Source organism: Algoriphagus sp. (assembly GCF_039969895.1).
GTDB lineage: Bacteria > Bacteroidota > Bacteroidia > Cytophagales > Cyclobacteriaceae > Algoriphagus.
The window spans coordinates 126,791-143,899 of the sequence record NZ_JBDVMZ010000025.1; the positions used below are offsets into that span (position 1 = coordinate 126,791).

The 17,109-nt window shown below is 39.6% G+C and carries 22 protein-coding genes and 1 rRNA gene; 11 read left to right on the forward strand and 12 right to left on the reverse strand.

Annotation, left to right across the window (positions count from 1 at the left end):
- The first annotated feature begins 19 nt into the window (after positions 1-19).
- Entirely contained in the window at positions 20-394 is a 375-nt protein-coding gene (locus ABJH64_RS18190; protein ID WP_348274076.1) for a co-chaperone GroES family protein, read from the forward strand.
- 58 nt (positions 395-452) lie between these two features.
- Here ABJH64_RS18190 and ABJH64_RS18195 read toward each other — a convergent pair whose 3' ends face one another.
- The 5 genes from ABJH64_RS18195 to rocD all read right to left on the reverse strand — a co-directional run bounded on the left by ABJH64_RS18195 (position 453) and on the right by rocD (position 6,120).
- A complete protein-coding gene (locus ABJH64_RS18195; protein WP_348274075.1) occupies positions 453-737 on the reverse strand; it encodes a hypothetical protein in 285 nt (94 codons plus the stop codon).
- A gap of 302 nt (positions 738-1,039) precedes the next feature.
- Positions 1,040-2,221 (reverse strand): porin, encoded by a 1,182-nt coding sequence (locus ABJH64_RS18200; protein WP_348274074.1) that lies wholly within the window; start codon positions 2,219-2,221, stop codon positions 1,040-1,042.
- An 890-nt stretch (positions 2,222-3,111) separates the two neighbouring features.
- On the reverse strand, positions 3,112-4,080 hold the full coding sequence (gene hemB / locus ABJH64_RS18205) for a porphobilinogen synthase (RefSeq protein ID WP_348274073.1): 969 nt from the start codon (positions 4,078-4,080) through the stop codon (positions 3,112-3,114).
- 3 nt (positions 4,081-4,083) lie between these two features.
- Complete coding sequence (locus ABJH64_RS18210; RefSeq protein WP_348274072.1) at positions 4,084-4,737, reverse strand: HAD family phosphatase; 654 nt, start codon at positions 4,735-4,737, stop codon at positions 4,084-4,086.
- A gap of 111 nt (positions 4,738-4,848) precedes the next feature.
- Positions 4,849-6,120 carry an ornithine--oxo-acid transaminase gene (gene rocD / locus ABJH64_RS18215; protein WP_348274071.1) on the reverse strand — a complete coding sequence of 424 codons (1,272 nt, stop codon included), beginning with the start codon at positions 6,118-6,120 and terminating at the stop codon, positions 4,849-4,851.
- A gap of 70 nt (positions 6,121-6,190) precedes the next feature.
- On the opposite strand from rocD, the gene ABJH64_RS18220 reads away from it, so the two are divergent.
- The 9 genes from ABJH64_RS18220 (at position 6,191) to ABJH64_RS18260 (ending at position 10,198) form a co-directional block, all read left to right on the forward strand.
- Positions 6,191-6,349, forward strand: a complete 159-nt coding sequence (locus ABJH64_RS18220; RefSeq protein ID WP_348274070.1) for a DUF5522 domain-containing protein — start codon at positions 6,191-6,193, stop codon at positions 6,347-6,349.
- 102 nt (positions 6,350-6,451) lie between these two features.
- On the forward strand, positions 6,452-6,694 hold the full coding sequence (gene rpmB, locus ABJH64_RS18225; protein WP_057939354.1) for a 50S ribosomal protein L28: 243 nt from the start codon (positions 6,452-6,454) through the stop codon (positions 6,692-6,694).
- Between the two features lie 31 nt (positions 6,695-6,725).
- Positions 6,726-6,908, forward strand: a complete 183-nt coding sequence (gene rpmG, locus ABJH64_RS18230; protein ID WP_057939355.1) for a 50S ribosomal protein L33 — start codon at positions 6,726-6,728, stop codon at positions 6,906-6,908.
- A 37-nt stretch (positions 6,909-6,945) separates the two neighbouring features.
- Positions 6,946-7,098 carry a DUF4295 domain-containing protein gene (locus ABJH64_RS18235; RefSeq protein ID WP_348274069.1) on the forward strand — a complete coding sequence of 51 codons (153 nt, stop codon included), beginning with the start codon at positions 6,946-6,948 and terminating at the stop codon, positions 7,096-7,098.
- Positions 7,099-7,189: 91 nt separating this feature from the next.
- Positions 7,190-8,149, forward strand: a complete 960-nt coding sequence (ftsY, locus tag ABJH64_RS18240; RefSeq protein WP_348274068.1) for a signal recognition particle-docking protein FtsY — start codon at positions 7,190-7,192, stop codon at positions 8,147-8,149.
- Positions 8,150-8,265: 116 nt separating this feature from the next.
- Positions 8,266-9,117, forward strand: a complete 852-nt coding sequence (locus tag ABJH64_RS18245; RefSeq protein WP_348274067.1) for an SPFH domain-containing protein — start codon at positions 8,266-8,268, stop codon at positions 9,115-9,117.
- Positions 9,118-9,170: 53 nt separating this feature from the next.
- Positions 9,171-9,608 (forward strand): hypothetical protein, encoded by a 438-nt coding sequence (locus ABJH64_RS18250; protein WP_348334559.1) that lies wholly within the window; start codon positions 9,171-9,173, stop codon positions 9,606-9,608.
- A gap of 3 nt (positions 9,609-9,611) precedes the next feature.
- Positions 9,612-9,788: an Arc family DNA-binding protein gene (locus ABJH64_RS18255; protein WP_348274065.1), complete on the forward strand. Its 177-nt coding sequence runs from the start codon at positions 9,612-9,614 to the stop codon at positions 9,786-9,788.
- Positions 9,789-9,853: 65 nt separating this feature from the next.
- Positions 9,854-10,198 (forward strand): hypothetical protein, encoded by a 345-nt coding sequence (locus ABJH64_RS18260; RefSeq protein WP_348274064.1) that lies wholly within the window; start codon positions 9,854-9,856, stop codon positions 10,196-10,198.
- 11 nt (positions 10,199-10,209) lie between these two features.
- On the opposite strand, the gene ABJH64_RS18265 is transcribed toward ABJH64_RS18260, so the two are convergent.
- Positions 10,210-11,703: a TolC family protein gene (locus ABJH64_RS18265; RefSeq protein ID WP_348274063.1), complete on the reverse strand. Its 1,494-nt coding sequence runs from the start codon at positions 11,701-11,703 to the stop codon at positions 10,210-10,212.
- A 179-nt stretch (positions 11,704-11,882) separates the two neighbouring features.
- On the opposite strand from ABJH64_RS18265, the gene ABJH64_RS18270 reads away from it, so the two are divergent.
- A complete protein-coding gene (locus ABJH64_RS18270; protein WP_348274062.1) occupies positions 11,883-12,647 on the forward strand; it encodes a class I SAM-dependent methyltransferase in 765 nt (254 codons plus the stop codon).
- On the opposite strand, the gene ABJH64_RS18275 is transcribed toward ABJH64_RS18270, so the two are convergent.
- From ABJH64_RS18275 to rrf, 6 genes are all read right to left on the reverse strand, one after another.
- Positions 12,644-13,606: a glycosyltransferase gene (locus ABJH64_RS18275; RefSeq protein WP_348299661.1), complete on the reverse strand. Its 963-nt coding sequence runs from the start codon at positions 13,604-13,606 to the stop codon at positions 12,644-12,646. The genes ABJH64_RS18270 and ABJH64_RS18275 overlap by 4 nt on opposite strands.
- Positions 13,606-14,568, reverse strand: coding sequence for a glycosyltransferase family 2 protein (locus ABJH64_RS18280; protein WP_348299663.1), 963 nt, complete (start codon positions 14,566-14,568; stop codon positions 13,606-13,608). Before ABJH64_RS18280 ends, ABJH64_RS18275 begins: the two co-directional genes overlap by 1 nt.
- A gap of 3 nt (positions 14,569-14,571) precedes the next feature.
- On the reverse strand, positions 14,572-15,120 hold the full coding sequence (locus ABJH64_RS18285; protein ID WP_348299664.1) for a DUF4199 domain-containing protein: 549 nt from the start codon (positions 15,118-15,120) through the stop codon (positions 14,572-14,574).
- 7 nt (positions 15,121-15,127) lie between these two features.
- On the reverse strand, positions 15,128-15,640 hold the full coding sequence (locus ABJH64_RS18290) for a DUF4199 domain-containing protein (RefSeq protein ID WP_348299665.1): 513 nt from the start codon (positions 15,638-15,640) through the stop codon (positions 15,128-15,130).
- Complete coding sequence (locus ABJH64_RS18295; protein ID WP_348299667.1) at positions 15,633-16,877, reverse strand: dihydroorotase; 1,245 nt, start codon at positions 16,875-16,877, stop codon at positions 15,633-15,635. The genes ABJH64_RS18290 and ABJH64_RS18295 overlap by 8 nt, the downstream gene beginning before the upstream one ends.
- 144 nt (positions 16,878-17,021) lie before the next feature.
- Positions 17,022-17,109: ribosomal RNA gene (gene rrf / locus ABJH64_RS18300) — 5S ribosomal RNA — on the reverse strand; the annotation flags it as partial.

Consider the following 17,109-nt stretch of genomic DNA (forward strand, 5'->3'; position numbering starts at 1 on the left):
AACACAAGCAAATAAAGGCATGCAACTGACCTCTGATAATAAATTGAAAAAGCTCATCGTAGTCGGTGACCGCGTTTTAATTCGCCTAAAAAAGCCTAATGAAAAAACAGGCTCAGGGCTTTACTTACCACCCGGCGTTCAAGAGAAAGAAAAAGTACAGCAAGGATACATTATCAAAGCTGGACCTGGCTACCCCATTCCAGTGGCTACTGATGATCACGAGCCTTGGATGGATAGTGAGGAAAAAGTGAAATATGTGCCTCTTCAAGCCAGAGAAGGCGACTTAGCAATTTTCTTACTTTCCGGTGCACATGAAGTAATCTATGAAGGGGCGAAATATTGGATCGTTTCGCAATCCGCCATACTCATGCTGGAAAGAGAACAGGATTTATAAAAAAATAGCCCGGATCAGATCCGGGCTATTTCTATGATTACTGTTGCGGTAAAGAGAATTAATCTTCCCACACTTTTTTATTCTTAGCTTTAGGCCCTTTTAAAGGCTCTTTTCTAGTGACGAATATCGTCTTGGTCATTTTATCTTCTTGATTCCAAACCTTTTGATTCTTAGCCACAGGCCCCGTTGCATCGTCAGGTACGGTGTAGAATTTCATTGGCTGTGCATTTGTATAGCGTTCGGTAGGTGCGGCGTTTTTAGCTTTTGGACCTTTCAAGGTTGATTGAGAAAATCCCATTGCCGATACCATCATTGCTGCGATTAATAATACCGATCTTTTCATACGATTTTGATTTAATTTTTTAATAACTCTTAGTGTATTATACTACAGAATTAAAAAAAAGTTACGCAAAGTCAGTATTTATTGAAGGTTTTTTGACCAATGGTAAAATTATATTTTTAAAATCTTGATAAAACTTATTTTGCTCAACTCAAAATAAACCCTAGTATTAAAAAGATAAGGCCCTTTTTGGATAAGTATGATTATAAAAAGAACGACTTTTGGGTCATATTACTTCAAAAGAAAAAAAACCGAGATGAAATCCATCCCGGCTTTAAGATTAACTATAGACCCTGATTATATTTTTAGAAGGCAAAAACTGCAGCCAACATGAAGGAGGAAAGATTCTTCGAATCATTGAAATCATTATCCTTAAAGAAATTTTCGCTCATTGCGTCCATTCTCAATTCAGGAATCAACGTAAGATTTTTATGAACTCTAATATTTCCTGAAAGCGTAGCCGCAAAAACACTTCCATCACCATCTGCATTCACTCCCACCACATTTTCCAAACCTCCATTAAACACGCTGAAGTATTCTCCTCGAAGACCAATAGAGAACACTTCAGAAGTAGTAGCTTGAAGATATCCAGCAAATCCTAAAAAACCCGCACCATCACCATCAAGGTCAGAGATGCTTGACCCAGTATATTCTTCACCGGCTGCCGTAGTATTATAGGTAGTATTCAAACCTACGTAGATAAATTCAGACACATCAAAACCTGCTGTCAAATCCACTTGAAATAAGCTACCCATAGAAGATTGGCCTGCAATTAAAGGTCCGTCCATGTCTAACTTCCCATCCTGGTCACCATAAACAAAATTCAAGTAAGCCCCGCCGGCATCAGTTGAATAGCCCAGCTGAGCACCTAAGGTGTAAGTGCCCATCAGATTAAATTCTGTCATATCAGTAGGGTTCATCACCGCCGCCATCAAAGACCAGTTATCAGATAAAGCGAAATCTGCCTTTAGACCAGTGTGGGAAAAAGGCCCGTAAGAAAACATATAGGAAGTAGAATAATTGAAATTGGCTGTTGGAGAGATCACCTCATAGCCTAAAAAGGTGTTGAAGTTGCCCATAGTTAATGTGACTACATCTGATACATTCCAGTACACATACAACTGATTTACGATTTGAGAGCTACCTGCCATTCCTCCGGCATAAAGTGGAGAGCCGAATACAGCATCCTCGCCCCTAGGGCCAAAAACTAAATCAGCTACAGCTCCTACTTTTTCTCCCTGATAGGTTGCGATAATGTTTGCCATACCTAGTGAAAAGCCAGGAAGGTTTGCGAAAGATGTCGCGGGGGATTGGAAATTTTCTCCTTTGTTAGGTCCGTTAAAGTTAGTGCGGAAGTAGGCATCCACGGAACCTGAGAATGTCAATTTGGAAGGTTCTTCCTCCTTAACAATGATGACCTCTTGAGCAAATGAGTTGGTAGCGCCTACAAGCAGTAAGGCTACAAGTAGCAGTTGAATTTTTTTCATGGTTTAATAGGTATAGGTTATAGAAATAATTTTTTCAAAAATTTGAATTACCTATTGGCCGAGATCGGACAGGGCCATTAGGATTTTAGATTCTCCACTTTTCTACTCATTTCAGAATTCATACTATCCAACGGTTGACTTAAAGCCGGAGAAAATGGATTGAAAGCTAGTTTCGACACGCAGCCTTCTCATTAATTGCTTTGCATGGTAATTCCTATTCGGCCAATCCCGCTATGACCATTTCGGCACGCATTTCAACTAGGATCAACAGCCACTTTAAATTTTCAAATGAACTTAAATCAAAATAAAATTTGATTCTATTTGATTTAACTTTTTCGAATGTAATTATAAATTCAGTATCAAAAAAAGCCCATTATTAATTTTTTAACAAAAAATTAATAAAAACACGATCAAATAAAAACCTATAATCCTCATTGGATTAAAAAACAATAATTAACTGGTCATTTTTAAAACCGATAAAATCTAAAAATATTATTTGGAAACAACTTCAAGCTTTCCAAGTCAACCCTAATGAATCGCAAAGGTGGGATTTTAGATATAGAGCCTATAAAAAAATGAGCAAATACCCACTAAGAAGGAATAGCTTGACTGGGATCGAGAAATAGCCATCAGGAAGATATATCGAGCTAATGGGCTAATACTTTGTTGATTTCAGATAGAAAAACCTCGTAAAAATCGAACTCAGCGTTAGACAAAAAAATAACCGAACTAAGCCGGTTTTAGGTAGTAGGGTTTAAAGTCGTTTGAGTTTACGTTTTTCTTCCTCTAAAGAAGCAAACCTGATCTAGGAAATGCTTACTTCAAAAATTGAAGCCGCTGCAGCCTTCGCTCATTGGTCTTTCAACCAGGTAAAGAAGCAAAGTAAAATTCTATTTGCTTAGACTCGCGTATTCCTTAGCAAAATAAGTCAAGATCACCTTTGCCCCCGCACGTTTCATGCTAAGCAACGTTTCCATCATTGCTCGATCGTTATCTATCCAACCCTTTTGGGCGGACGCTTTGATCATACTATACTCTCCAGAGACATTGTAGGCTGCAATGGGTAAAGAATAATTATCCTTAAGCAACTTTATGATATCCAGATAAGATAGCGCAGGCTTCACCATTAGAAAATCAGCACCTTCCTCAGCATCTAGATCTGCCTCAATCAATGCTTCCTGAGCATTTGCAGGGTTCATCTGGTAGGTTTTTTTGTCTCCAAATTTAGGAGCTGAATCTAAAGCATCTCTAAAAGGCCCATAAAATGCACTAGCGTATTTAGCAGTGTATGACATAATTGAAGTGTCAACAAAGCCATTTTCGTCCAATAACTCCCGAATATACCCCACTCTACCATCCATCATATCGGAAGGACCTAGGATATCCACCCCGGCATCAGCCTGAGCGAGAGACATCCTGGCTAAAATCTCCAATGTCTCATCATTCAGTATTTTCCCATTTTTCACTAACCCATCATGGCCATCGCTACTGTAGGGATCCATTGCCACATCAGACATTAGACAAGCCTCTGGAAACTGCTTTTTGATTTCCCGAAGGGCTTTCAGGTAAAAAGTCTCCGGGTTATAGCTTTCAGTAGCAGTGGCATTTTTCATGCTATCCGGATATGCCGGAAACACATCAAATGCATGAATCCCCAACTTCATGCAGCTTTCTATTTCTCCGAGTAACGTATCTAGCGAATATCGATTAATGCCTGGCATAGAATCGATGGCTATCGTCTTTTTCACACCATCCACTAGGAACATTGGAAAGATAAGATCCTTGACAGAAAGGCTAGTTTCTTCAACTAGATTTCTTACTGCTTCAGATTTTCGATTTCTTCTAGGTCTTCTAAGCATGATTTATTTGAATAAATTAAAAACCTCCGCGAGGTCTAAGTTTTTGTAGTCTTTTATATATAGGTCGCAAGCAGGAAGCTCCTCTTTAGTGTGACTAGAGAGCACTCCCACTACCTTCATCCCAGCATTTAATCCTGCTGTAACCCCTGAGAATGAATCTTCAAAAACCAAACATTGAGCTGGATCTACCCCAAGCTTCTCGGCAGATTTCAAATAAACCTCTGGTGCCGGTTTATGCTTGGACACATCTTCTGAGGCAAGTTGAGATTGCATCTGACCTCCAATCCCCAGTGTTCCGATAATCAAATCAAGATTTGCTCTTGGGGCTGAAGTTGCCACTGCTGTCAGAATTTTTTCAGATTTGAGCTGCGCAAAAAACTCCATAAATCCCGCAATAGGATCAACCTCCGATTTGTAAATCTCTCTGAAAAGCCCTTCTTTCTCCTCCTCCAGTAAGACCAGTTCTCTACCTTCTATTTTTCTCCCCAGGAAATGACTGAGAATATACCCATTATTCTTTCCATACATATGTTCCTCATATTCGGCCTGTGTGGGGTTGAGGTTTCGCTTCGCAAAAAAATGCTGGAAGGCAATGCTATGAAAGGGATTGGTATGGCAAATCACGCCATCCATATCAAAAATTACAGCTTGTAACATGAGTTAAGTAATAGTTTGCAAGGCCCAAAATTAGGCATAAGAACATGAAAAAACCCTCCCAAGAAATAAAAACTCAGGAGGGCCTATTCTTAATGAGATTGATAGCTATACTTATTTCACAAAATCAACAATAGTCTTTTCAATGATATCACAGCACTCGTGTAGTTGCTCCTCAGTCATCACAAGTGGAGGAGCGAAGCGTATGATGTTGCCATGAGTCGGCTTCGCCAAAAGCCCATTTTCCTTTAATGCTACACAGATATCCCATGCCGTAGAACTATCCTCTGAATCGTTAATCACAACAGCGTTCAATAGCCCTTTTCCTCGTACTAGTTTTACTATATGGTACTTATCCACCAGCTTTTGCATACGGTCTCTAAAAACCACACCTAATTTCCTGGCATTTTGAGCAAGCTTTTCGTCTGTGACCACATCAAGTGCTGCCATTGCAACTCTAGCACCCAGCGGATTTCCACCAAAAGTAGATCCGTGCTGCCCAGGTTTTATCACATCCATCACTGAAGAATCTGCCAGAACTGCCGAAACTGGGTAAAACCCTCCAGAAATGGCTTTACCTAGAATCAACATGTCAGGCTTAACATAGGTAGCCTGTCGCTCACATGATCCTTGGCAAGTACAATCTCCGCACACGGCCAAAAGAGAGCCAGTCCTTGCTATACCAGTCTGAATCTCATCTGCTATAAAAAGAACATTTTTCGCTTCACAGGCTGCCTTTGCTTCTTTGAGGTACGTAGCGGAAGGCACGTAAACCCCTGCCTCACCCTGAATAGGCTCCACCAAAAACGCAACTACCGAAGGATCTTCCAGCACCGTCTTGAGCGCATAGAGATCATCATAAGGGATTTTCACAAAACCAGCCGTATAGGGACCGAAGTTTTTTCGGGCATTTTGATCATTTGAGAAGGAAATGATCGTAGTAGTTCTTCCATGGAAATTATTCTCCACAACCACAATTTTCGCAGTATTCTCATCTACACCCTTTTTCTCATAACCCCACTTGCGGGCGATCTTGATAGCAGTCTCTACACCTTCAGCGCCAGTATTCATCGGCAAGACTTTATCAAACCCGAAATACTCAGTGATATATTTTTCAAATGGCCCCAATACGTCATTATGAAAAGCCCTAGAGGTTAAGGTCAGTGTTCCAGCCTGCTCTATCAGCGCATCTTTAATTCGTGGATGGCAGTGTCCTTGGTTCACTGCAGAATAGGCTGAAAGAAAATCGAAGTACTTTTTACCTTCTACATCCCAAAGAAAAACACCTTCTCCTTTTGCCAAAACAACAGGTAAGGGATGGTAGTTATGTGCGCCATATTTATCTTCTAATGCTATAGCCTGATTGCTCGATGTGATAGTCTGCATGTTTATCGTAGTTTTGTGTACTATATAATAAGGACTGATCTCAAATATAGCAATTGCCTTTGCCTGAACCATGAAAGAAATCAAGAAGCCAAATCAAAACCCTGGAATTCACTCTGAAGACTTCTATTTCAATCAACAAGGTCATATGGTTTTTACAGAAAAATTTCACCTGAAACGCGGTTATTGCTGTGGTAACGGGTGCAGACACTGTCCATATCCAAAAGTCTGATATAAAAGGGAATATTTTTGAAAGGCATTGTTGCATATCCCCAAAAAGTTCCGATATTTGCAGACTCATTACAGAAACGGATACAATTTACTATAAATTACCATGGCAAAAGTTTGTGACATTACCGGAAAAAGACCTCGAGTAGGTAACAACGTCTCCCATGCAAACAACAAAACTAAGCGTAGGTTCTACCCAAATCTTCATAAGAAGACGTTCTACGTTCCAGAAGAAGATGCATGGATCACTTTGAAAGTTTGTACTAAGGCATTGAAGACTATCAATAAGAAAGGTATCACTGCAGTTTTGAAAGAAGCTCAGGATAACGGGATGATTGTAATCAGATAATCAAGGTCACTACCCTTAAATCAATTTAAAGATGGCTAAGAAAGGCAATAGAGTACAAGTGATTATGGAATGCACGGAGCATAAAGCTTCTGGATTGCCAGGTACTTCAAGATACATCACTACCAAGAATAGAAAAAACACAACTGAAAGATTGGAATTGAAGAAATTCAACCCAATCATGAAGAAAGTAACTGTTCATAAAGAAATTAAATAATTTAGCTCGGAAGCAATTCCGTTAAAACGACAAGACCATGGCTAAGAAAGTAGTAGCAACCCTGAAAAAAGAAGGTGGCGTGTCTTACGCCAAAGTAATCAAGGCGGTAAGATCTGAGAAGACTGGCGCCTATACCTTCAGAGAAGAAATGGTTCCTTCACCTTTGGTACAGGATTCCCTGAAAAAATAAGTTGCAATACGCAACATAAAGCATTTTAGTCCCTCTGTCCATCGGTCAGCAGGGACTTTTTCGTTATATTCCACTTATAAAACGCACACCTATGGGAATCTTTGGTTTCTTTTCAAAAGATAAAAAAGAAAGCCTCGATCAAGGGCTTCAGAAATCAAGCGAAAATATTTTTTCAAAACTCAGCAAAGCCGTTGTTGGCAAGTCCAAAGTGGACGATGAGGTATTGGATGAATTAGAAGAAATACTAATCACATCTGATGTAGGAGTAGATACTACGATCAAAGTAATCCGCAGAATAGAAGAACGTGTAGCCCGAGACAAATACATCAATACAGCGGAGCTTGACGTGATTCTAAAAGAAGAAATAGAAAATCTCCTCAAAGAAAACAACACCCAAGATTTACTGGACTTTGATATTCCAGAAGACAAAAAGCCATACGTAATTATGGTGGTGGGTGTAAATGGTGTAGGTAAAACGACCACCATTGGTAAACTAGCCAATCTATTCAAAACAGCAGGAAAATCCGTCGTATTAGGCGCTGCGGATACATTCAGAGCTGCTGCTGTAGATCAATTGATCCTGTGGGGTGATCGCGTGGGTGTGCCGGTGATTTCTCATGGCATGAATACAGATCCTGCCTCAGTAGCATTTGACGCAGTGAAGCAAGGAGTAGATTCTAAAGCCGACGTGGTGATCATCGATACCGCCGGACGACTTCACACCAAAGTGAACCTGATGAATGAGCTTGGGAAAATCAAGCGTGTGATGCAGAAGTTCATTCCAGATGCACCGCATGAAATCCTACTTGTACTTGATGGTTCTACAGGTCAGAATGCGTTTATCCAAGCAAAAGAATTCACGAAAGTCACAGAAATCACCTCCTTGGCCATCACCAAACTAGATGGGACTGCAAAAGGAGGCGTGGTAATTGGCATCTCGGATCAATTCAAAATTCCCGTAAAGTATATAGGCGTGGGTGAAAAAATGACTGATCTACAGCTATTCAATCGAAAAGAATTCGTCGATTCTCTCTTTACTAAGAAAAAATAAAAGCCAATTCATATCTGATACCCCGACAACCATCGGGGTATTTTTTTTGCGAAAATTTGAACTATACAATATTTTTAGCGTAATTCAATATGATATCATTTTAACATCATAACAATATGGAAAAAAACACTAAACCTATTTCAGGATATTTTATGATCCTGTTTGTCCTCGGACTTATCATTTTTGCGGTAGCTCTATTTATACAGCAAGCCTTAATAGTGGTGGGAGTCTTTTCAGTAGTCATCACGATGATATGTCTGGGAGGATTCTTTATAGTAGAACCCAATAAATCCATGGTTCTACTACTTTTTGGGAACTATAAAGGAAGTGTTAAAGCCAATGGATTCTATTGGGTCAATCCCTTCATGACAAAAAAGAAAATATCACTACGAGTACGCAACTTCGAAAACAAGCCAGTAAAAGTGAACGACAAGATTGGAAATCCTGTCATGATCGGTACGATTGTCGTATGGCAAGTAGAGGACACGTTCAAGGCCACTTTTGATGTAGATGACTATGAAAACTTTGTTCACCTCCAGTCTGATGCCGCAATAAGAAAAATGGCAGGACTGTATCCTTACGATAATTTTGAAGCGGAAGAAGCTGAAATCACCCTTCGATCTGGTGTAGAAGATGTCAATCACTCCCTGGAGCAAGAAATAAGTGAGCGCCTTCACCACGCAGGGATCAAAGTAATAGAAGCTAGAATTTCTCACTTGGCTTATGCTTCGGAGATTGCTTCGGCTATGCTTCAAAGACAGCAAGCCACAGCGATAGTAGCTGCTCGCCAGAAAATAGTAGAAGGCGCAGTAGGTATGGTAGAGATGGCCTTAGAAGACCTGAAGCTCAAAGAAATTGTGGATTTCGACAATGAGAAAAAAGCCGTGATGGTTTCTAATCTAATGGTGGTTCTCTGTTCAGACAAAAGTGCAAGTCCTGTACTGAATGTAGGGACTTTACATCAGTAAATATGGCAAATCGCATCTTCAAAGAGACCCAATCTTATGCTGGCACCTGGGTCATGTACTTAATTGTATTGATAGAATTACCTACACTGCTATTCTTAATCGTCTTGTACGCTACTAGTGAGGATAAACAAGAATTGGCAATTGCTTTGGGTGTGGTACTTGGCACAATGGCTCTTTTACTGTTGTTTGTTTTAAACTTAAAATTAGAAACTAGAATTGACAGTGAAAGTGTCGCATTTAGATATGCCCCATTCATTAGGAAATGGAGAAAATATCCAAAAGAGCAAATAAAATCTATCACTGTAATAAAATACAGCCCAATTGCTGATTATGGAGGATGGGGAATAAAAGGCAACAAAACCACGAAGGCCTACTCCGTCATTGGGGAAGATGGCTTACTGATGGATGTTGGAGAAAAGAAAAAAATAATGATAGGAACGATGAAGTCAAAAGAACTTAGCGATTTCCTACAAAACTGGATAGAAGAATAAACTATGCCTAAGAAGAAAGCATTTGCACTACGGCTGGATGAGAACATGATGAAAGCGATCGAAAAGTGGGCCGCTGATGAGTTTCGTAGTACCAATGGCCAACTCGAATGGATCATTCGGGAATCACTCAAAAAAGCTGGACGACTACCTAAAGGAAATTCAACAATTTCTGATTCTTAAGAAATTACGAAACAAAAACGCTTAAAAACATCTTTATATTTGTGAATACTAAATCAATAAAAACTATGAAAAAAATAATTTTTGTATTGACCCTACTTGGTGGTTTGATATACCTCTCACCTGCTGAAGTAATCGCGCAAACCATTCCTACTACCCAAGTAGATGCTAAGACTCAAGCAAAGGTCGATAAGGCAAAAGAGAAGCTAGCTAAAAATAAAGCTGACCATCAGAAAGCTGAAGAGAAGCTTGCAAAAATGAGAGCTGATTACGACAAAAAAAATTCGGCAGGAAAGCTCTCCCCAAATGACGTAGAAAAAATCACCAAGAAAATGAGCAAGCAGTCCAAAAAAATTGAGAAGCTTGAGAAAAAACAAGGCAAATTAGAAGAGTTCATCAAAGAGAACTCTTAGTAGTCAGTCTTTCAATCACTTTCGGGCACATAAAGCAATTCTTCTTTTTCGAAGTCATACAACGTAAGTGATCTCAATTCATAATAAGCAACCCAGAAATCTCTCAGGGAAGCATAAAAGGCTCTTTTGTTAGAGTCTTTCTCGTTTTGGGCTATGTTTAGATTAGTGATATCGACATTACCTGTTTGATACCTATTCAATGAAATGTCGTATCTACGTTCGGCTACTTCGTCTGCCAGTTTTGTTACGTTCAGACGTTCCCGGATCATTAAAAAGTTCTTCACTTTGGTGAAAATCTCCTGCTCGAAATTCACCATTTCTTGCTGAACGGTATAATCTACCAATTGTTGATTAGCCATAGCTTGAGCCATTCTGGCTTTACTCCTACCCCAATCTAGAATTGGCACTGAGATGCCCAGATTTACCAAAGCTTGAGTATTTGGATTGCCATACACATCAGCCCAATTCGAAGCTGTATTGTTAGTTCCATAGCTAGCATTCAATGTGGCATCAAAGCGTTGTCCTTTAGCTCGAGCAACTTCAGATTCTGCCTGAAGTTTTCTCCGATCAAATCCCAAAGCTTCAGCTCTGTTTTTGAAGGCTAGATCCAATGCTTGCTCCACGTCCACATCGAAATCCGGGATTTCGGTAGGTGATAGCAATTTGATCTCCGTAGATTGATTTAATCCTATGTAAGAATTTACAGCTAATGAGGAGCTTTCCAAATCAAGTTTTGCCTGAGCCAGATCTTGTTTTGCCTGTAGTGACTGAAGCTCTATCTGAAGCAACTCATCCTCAAAGGTCATCCCAACTTCATATCTCTTTTTTTCGATAGCATAAATATCCTCTGAGTTTTTGAGGTTTTTGGTAGCAATCTCCACGTTGACTTGTGCAGTCAAAAAATTAAAAAACAACTCAGTCACTAAAGCTGACACATTTTCCAATTCCTGAACATATTCTCGCTTACTTTCCTCAAAAATCAAGGGGGCGATTTTTTTGTCCCACTTGAAAGGGTTGTAAGCAAAAATAGGTTGCTGGAGTCTCACGTTAATTGGAGTTCCCAGAAATTGAGTCTGTGGTTGGTTTGGATTACTGATAAAATTATCAAATCTACTCGTAGAAGTGTTGACAGAAATAATCCCTCCAGTAGGCGCGATTACTTGCTGAAGTCCTAAGCCTACATCAATTAAATTCTGATTTACCTCCTGGTATCTGATCGAACCATCTGGCTGAGTGATACTACTGAATGACTGATTATAAGCTGGCAGTGTACCAGTTAGTCTAAGCTGAGGGTTATAATCCGCTCTGAATTGCCTAAACTGCCAGTAGCTGTTTTCCTTTATTGTCTTAGCACGAAGCGCTGCAGGAGAGTTAGCTTTTGCTTGCTGTACCAACTCCTCCAGCGTAAAAGTAGGCACTTCTTGAGCCTGTGCTGAGACGGAGATTATACCAAAGATTAGTAGAAATGTAAAAAATTGAAATAAGAGAATTCTACCAGTTTTCATATAGGGAGATTTTAATAGCATGTAAAAACAATTCACGTCAACTAAAATACTGATTGATTTGGCACAAACAATAAACATCCGAATATTGAAATCCTAAAAAATCTAAAAAAGCAAAACCTTCACTTTCATTACGCTCCTTTTGCCCCTTTGAGTAACTTGCACCTTGATTGAAATCAACCATGAAGTCTATTATCAGTTTTGTCATACGGTACGTCCCTAGGCCCTTCTTGCAGCGGGTGAGCCCCTTAGTGATGAAAGTATTTGCTCAGATGAATTCAGGAAAAGATGTCACTTGCCCAGTATGTCGTCACAGTTACAAAAAATTTCTGCCGTATGGTCGAATTGCCCGAGCAAATGCGCTTTGCCCCACTTGCCTATCGCTGGAGCGTCATCGCTTGATTTGGCTTTTCTTGCAAGAAAAAACAGACTTTTTCACTGCTCCTCTTCGCGTACTTCACGTAGCTCCGGAGCATTGTTTTATCGAGCGCTTTGAAGCTTTGAAAAATCTGGATTACATCACTGCGGATATAGAATCACCTTTGGCAAAAGTGAAAATGGATGTTCACGATATCCCTTTTCCTGAAAATAGCTTTGATGTGATCTTTTGTAATCATGTCTTGGAGCATGTAGAGGATGATCTCCAAGCGTGTGCTGAGTTCAACAGAGTCTTGAAACCTGACGGATGGGGAATTTTGCAATCCCCAATTTATCCAATAAATAAAACTTTGGAAGATAAAACTATTACTGATCCAGCTGAGCGCGAGCGTATTTTTGGACAACGAGATCATGTACGCAAGTTTGGTCAGGACTATGCCGAGAGATTAAGAAAGTCTGGACTGAGAATCGAAGAGAACCAATTTGTAAAAGAGGTCTCACCACAAGTGGTCAAACAAAATGCTTTACCATCTGAAGAAGTGATTTTTGTCTGTAAGAAAGGCAATTAACCTTTCCGTATTTTTCTTATAAGTTCAAAAGGAAACCCGAGACCATAAGACCAAAGTTGTACTACTGATGTTAGCCAGCTTAATAAACCAATCTTTGCGGACTTAGTTTGAATGATGGCCGAAAGAATTAATCCTACACTCCATAGCACAAAAAGTCCCAGGCTTAGGTGAAAAAGGGCTTCATCCATAAAGAATAACACGAAAATGAAAAGGCAGAAAAGCAAAAATGAAGTGGGCAACCAGTGAACCAGAGTAATGGCTTCAGGATGAAATCTAGAAACATTCACTCTATTTCTACCGAAGGAAAAGGCTTGCTTGGCAAATGAGGCTAAGGTGTTTTTACGCTTATGATAGACAAATGCCTCTTCCACCAATTCAAGTCTATACCCAGCTTTTTTGATCCGAATACTCCATTCTATATCCTCGCCCTGATTTGGGTCAATAAAACCTCCCGTAGCTTCAAATACTTTTCGAGAGACGCCCATATTGAATCCGCGAGCTTGATAGTTGCTCGGGTCCTTCATTTTACCACGAATTCCACCTGTTGTCCAGAAGGAAGTCATTGCAAAATCCATCGCTTTTTGCAAGGCAGAAAAGTCATCATCTGCAGCATCAGGCCCCCCAAACGCATCTAAGTGGCGTTCATCAATAGCCTGGGAGAGAATCTGAAAATAGGTAGCAGGCAAAATGACATCTGAGTCAAGAATGACGAAGAAATCACCATTAGCTAGCTTCATGCCATTATTTCTTGCAAATCCTTGGCCTAAATTGGATTGGACTATATAGTGAATTTGTAGCTTGGTGCTGAACTCTGAAATGACCTCGATTGCCTCTTGGATAGAACCATCTTCAACCACCACAACCTCAAAATCAGAGAAGCTCTGAATAGTGAGACTTTGGAGTAATTCACGTAGTTCTTCAGGTCGATTATAAACCGGTATGATAACCGAAAACCTCATCAGAATTCGAAATTAATCTCCTCGCCAATTTTGTATTCGATTTCCTTGGATTGATTAGAGGTCATTAATTCCGCTATGAAACCCGTTAGGAATAGCTGCACCCCGACTATTAGAGCGACTAAAGCGAGAAAAAACAGAGGTTGATCGGTGATTTCACGAACCTTGTACCCTTTACTCAGACCATATATTTTTTCAAAAATCAACCAGCAGGTGATAATAAAGCCTGTCAAAAAGGAAAAACTACCTAGAAAACCAAAGAAGTGCATTGGCTTCTTTTTGTATCTATGGACAAAAGAAACAGAAATTAAATCCAGAAAACCATTTAAAAAGCGCTCCAAACCAAACTTGGAGTAACCAAATTTTCTTGCCTGATGCTGCACCACTTTCTCCCCGATTTTACCGAAGCCATTCCACTTAGCAAGCAGAGGAATATAACGATGCATCTCACCATAGATCTGAATATTCTTCACTACTTGAAGTCGATAGGCTTTCAGCCCACAGTTGAAATCATGAAGTTTGATACCTGAAATCCATCGTGTCACACCATTAAAAAATCGAGATGGGATAGTCTTACTAAGTGGGTCATGGCGCTCTTTTTTCCAACCAGAAACCACATCGTACTTTCCTTCGGTGACCATGGAATATAAACCTGGAATTTCATCTGGGCTATCTTGAAGATCAGCGTCCATGGTGATTACCACATCTCCACTAGCCTTTTTGAAGCCGGCATCCAGCGCAGCAGACTTCCCATAGTTTCTGGTGAAATTAATTCCTTTTACCTCATCAGAAATACGAGCAAGAGAATTGATAATTTCCCATGAGTTGTCATCGCTGCCATCGTTGATAAAAATCAACTCATAAGAAAAGCCGTGATCATGCATGACCCGGCTAATCCATTGAGTTAATTCAGGCAGTGACTCCTCCTCGTTAAATACAGGAACTACAACTGAAATCTGAAGCATAATTTAATAATCGAGGGACTTGTCTCTCTTCTTCAAGATTGCTGCCAAAATCAAGGCAATTATTGCATACACAATCAATCCAAAACCAAAACTCATAAGTTGTCCTGAGAGCGTGAAGCCTCTGGCCGTATTAGTTCTCATTTCTTCTAAAAGTGCAGGGTCCATCGTATCAGGATCTTGACCGAAGCTTTCCATCATGCTTAAGCTATTTTCAAAAGCCTGATCTGCCAGCACACCTCCTAATGAAGGGTCAATCACGTGAAATAAAAGAATCTGACCTACCAAACCCACTAATCCTGAAATAACGATAGCCACAAAACTAAAATTAAATGCAGTACCAAAAGTCATGAAGCCACCTAATTCATTCCGATATTCTTTACCAAAGTACATCATCAATACAATGAATAGGACGATTGCGATCAAGCCAAACCAAGCAGACCCTAGTAAAGAAGAATCAATAAAATAAGCAATAAAGGTAAGCGCTAATGAAATTAAGCCGATAGTCAAGCCTGGCTTGATAGCTGCCTGAAAAGGTGATTGTTGTTCGTCCATGAGTTCGTTAGTTAGGATTTTTTCTTAAAATAATAGATAATATAATAGTAAAAAACAGTCCGGGAATGATTTTCCAAAGCGCATCATTCAAAGCAATATCCCAGGCATTCATAGAAGTTATACTTTCCAAAGTGAAATCAAATGAAGTTTTGCCCACTTGATCTATTATTGAATCCTTACTATTTGCCAAAACTTCTAACTTAGAATCTTTGACTCGGTCAAATAAATCCGGATGAATGATCAAAATTAACCAAATTCCACCTAAGGAAATAAAGGCTTCCAACATATAAGTTACAAAACCAACCGACATGCCTTCAGAAAATGACAAATAACCCTCATTACTATACTCTTTGAAAAACTTGATGGCTAAAAATATAGAAATAGGAGTGATCACATAGCCAAAAACCAGATTTAGGTTGGTAGGATCAGGATACAAAAATGAAAGTGTCAAAAAAGCAATAATACTCATAGCTCCTGCAAAGCCACCAAATTTGTAAGCGGTACTAAAGTATTTATACATTCACGTTTATTAATTGTCCTTTTTGTATCACATATTTCACTTGCCCTATGAGGTCTTTTCCAAACCATGGAGAATTAAATGAAAGTGATTTATTCGATTCCTCATTGAAAGTCCATGTGGCTTCCGGGTCGAATATCGTCCAGGACTTGCTAAGTTCATGAGGAAGAATGGCACGAGGACCAGAGGTAATTTTTTCTATCATCAGTGACCAGCCTAGTTCCTTTTCAAGCATAACAAGTGCTGGAAGAAAAGTCTGTAATCCGACCATACCAAAATTCGCTAGATCAAATTCCATAAACTTGGAATCTACATCCTCGGGCTGATGATTACTCACTAGCGCATCTATAGTTCCATCTTTTAGCCCTGCTATCAAAGCGGACCTATCTGAATCTCCACGAAAAGGCGGAAGAACTTTAAGATTAGGATCAAACTCCATCAAATCATGATCGGTAAAAAGCAATTGATAGATAGAGATGTCAGCTGTGACTTTAAGTCCATCAGCCTTGGCTTGTCTAATTAGCTCAACTCCTTTTGCTGTATTGATAGTTTGAAAATGAACTCGTCCACCTGTATATTTAATGATTTCAATATTCCGTTGGATAGCTACATCCTCCGCCAAATTTGGAATTCCTTTCATGCCTAAGAGGGTAGAATTATGTCCCTCATGCATATGACCAAATATAGCAAGTAAAGGGTCATAGGCATGGTCGAAAAGAACCCCATCAAACTTCTGTAGGTATTGAAGTATTTTCATATACCGATCCCCATTTGCTAGAGGCTTTATTCCTTCTCCGAAAATTGTAACTCCAGATTGGTGGTGCATATCAAGAATTTCGGTGAAATTCTCCCCATCGGTATTTTTTGTAACAGCACCTTGAATTAAAAACTCTGGAGTATATTTCTTGGCCCGATTTAACACAAAGTCAACATCTCCTTTAGACTGTATAACTGGATCTGTGTTAGGCAGAATACATGCAGCAGCAAAACCACTGGCAACTAACGACTCAGCAAGACTCTCTATGGACTCCTTGTATTCGTGACCAGGCTCCCCCATGCTACATCTAAGGTCTATCCAACCTTCAGATAGTAACCATCCAGTGGCATCAATTTCCTGGTCAAATATTAATGAATTGCTAGAATCAGCGAGAGTTAATTCTCCCTTGTCAAAAATATAATCCTTGGATTCCTTTAAACCATCAGAATTGATAATACGGAGACCTTTAAATAGAATAGACATTCAAATTTACTTTGATGCAAAACTGCAACAATATTCTAAAAATGAAAAGTGGATTATAAAATAGTCTAATAAAAGTGAAAGGCTTTCAGATAAAACCCAGAAACAAAAAAACCCTTTGGGTATTAACCAAAGGGCTTTGAATAAATGAGGCGGCGACCTACTCTCCCGGGTGTAACCCCAGTACCATCGGCGCTGCAGGGCTTAACTTCTCTGTTCGGGATGGGAAGAGGTG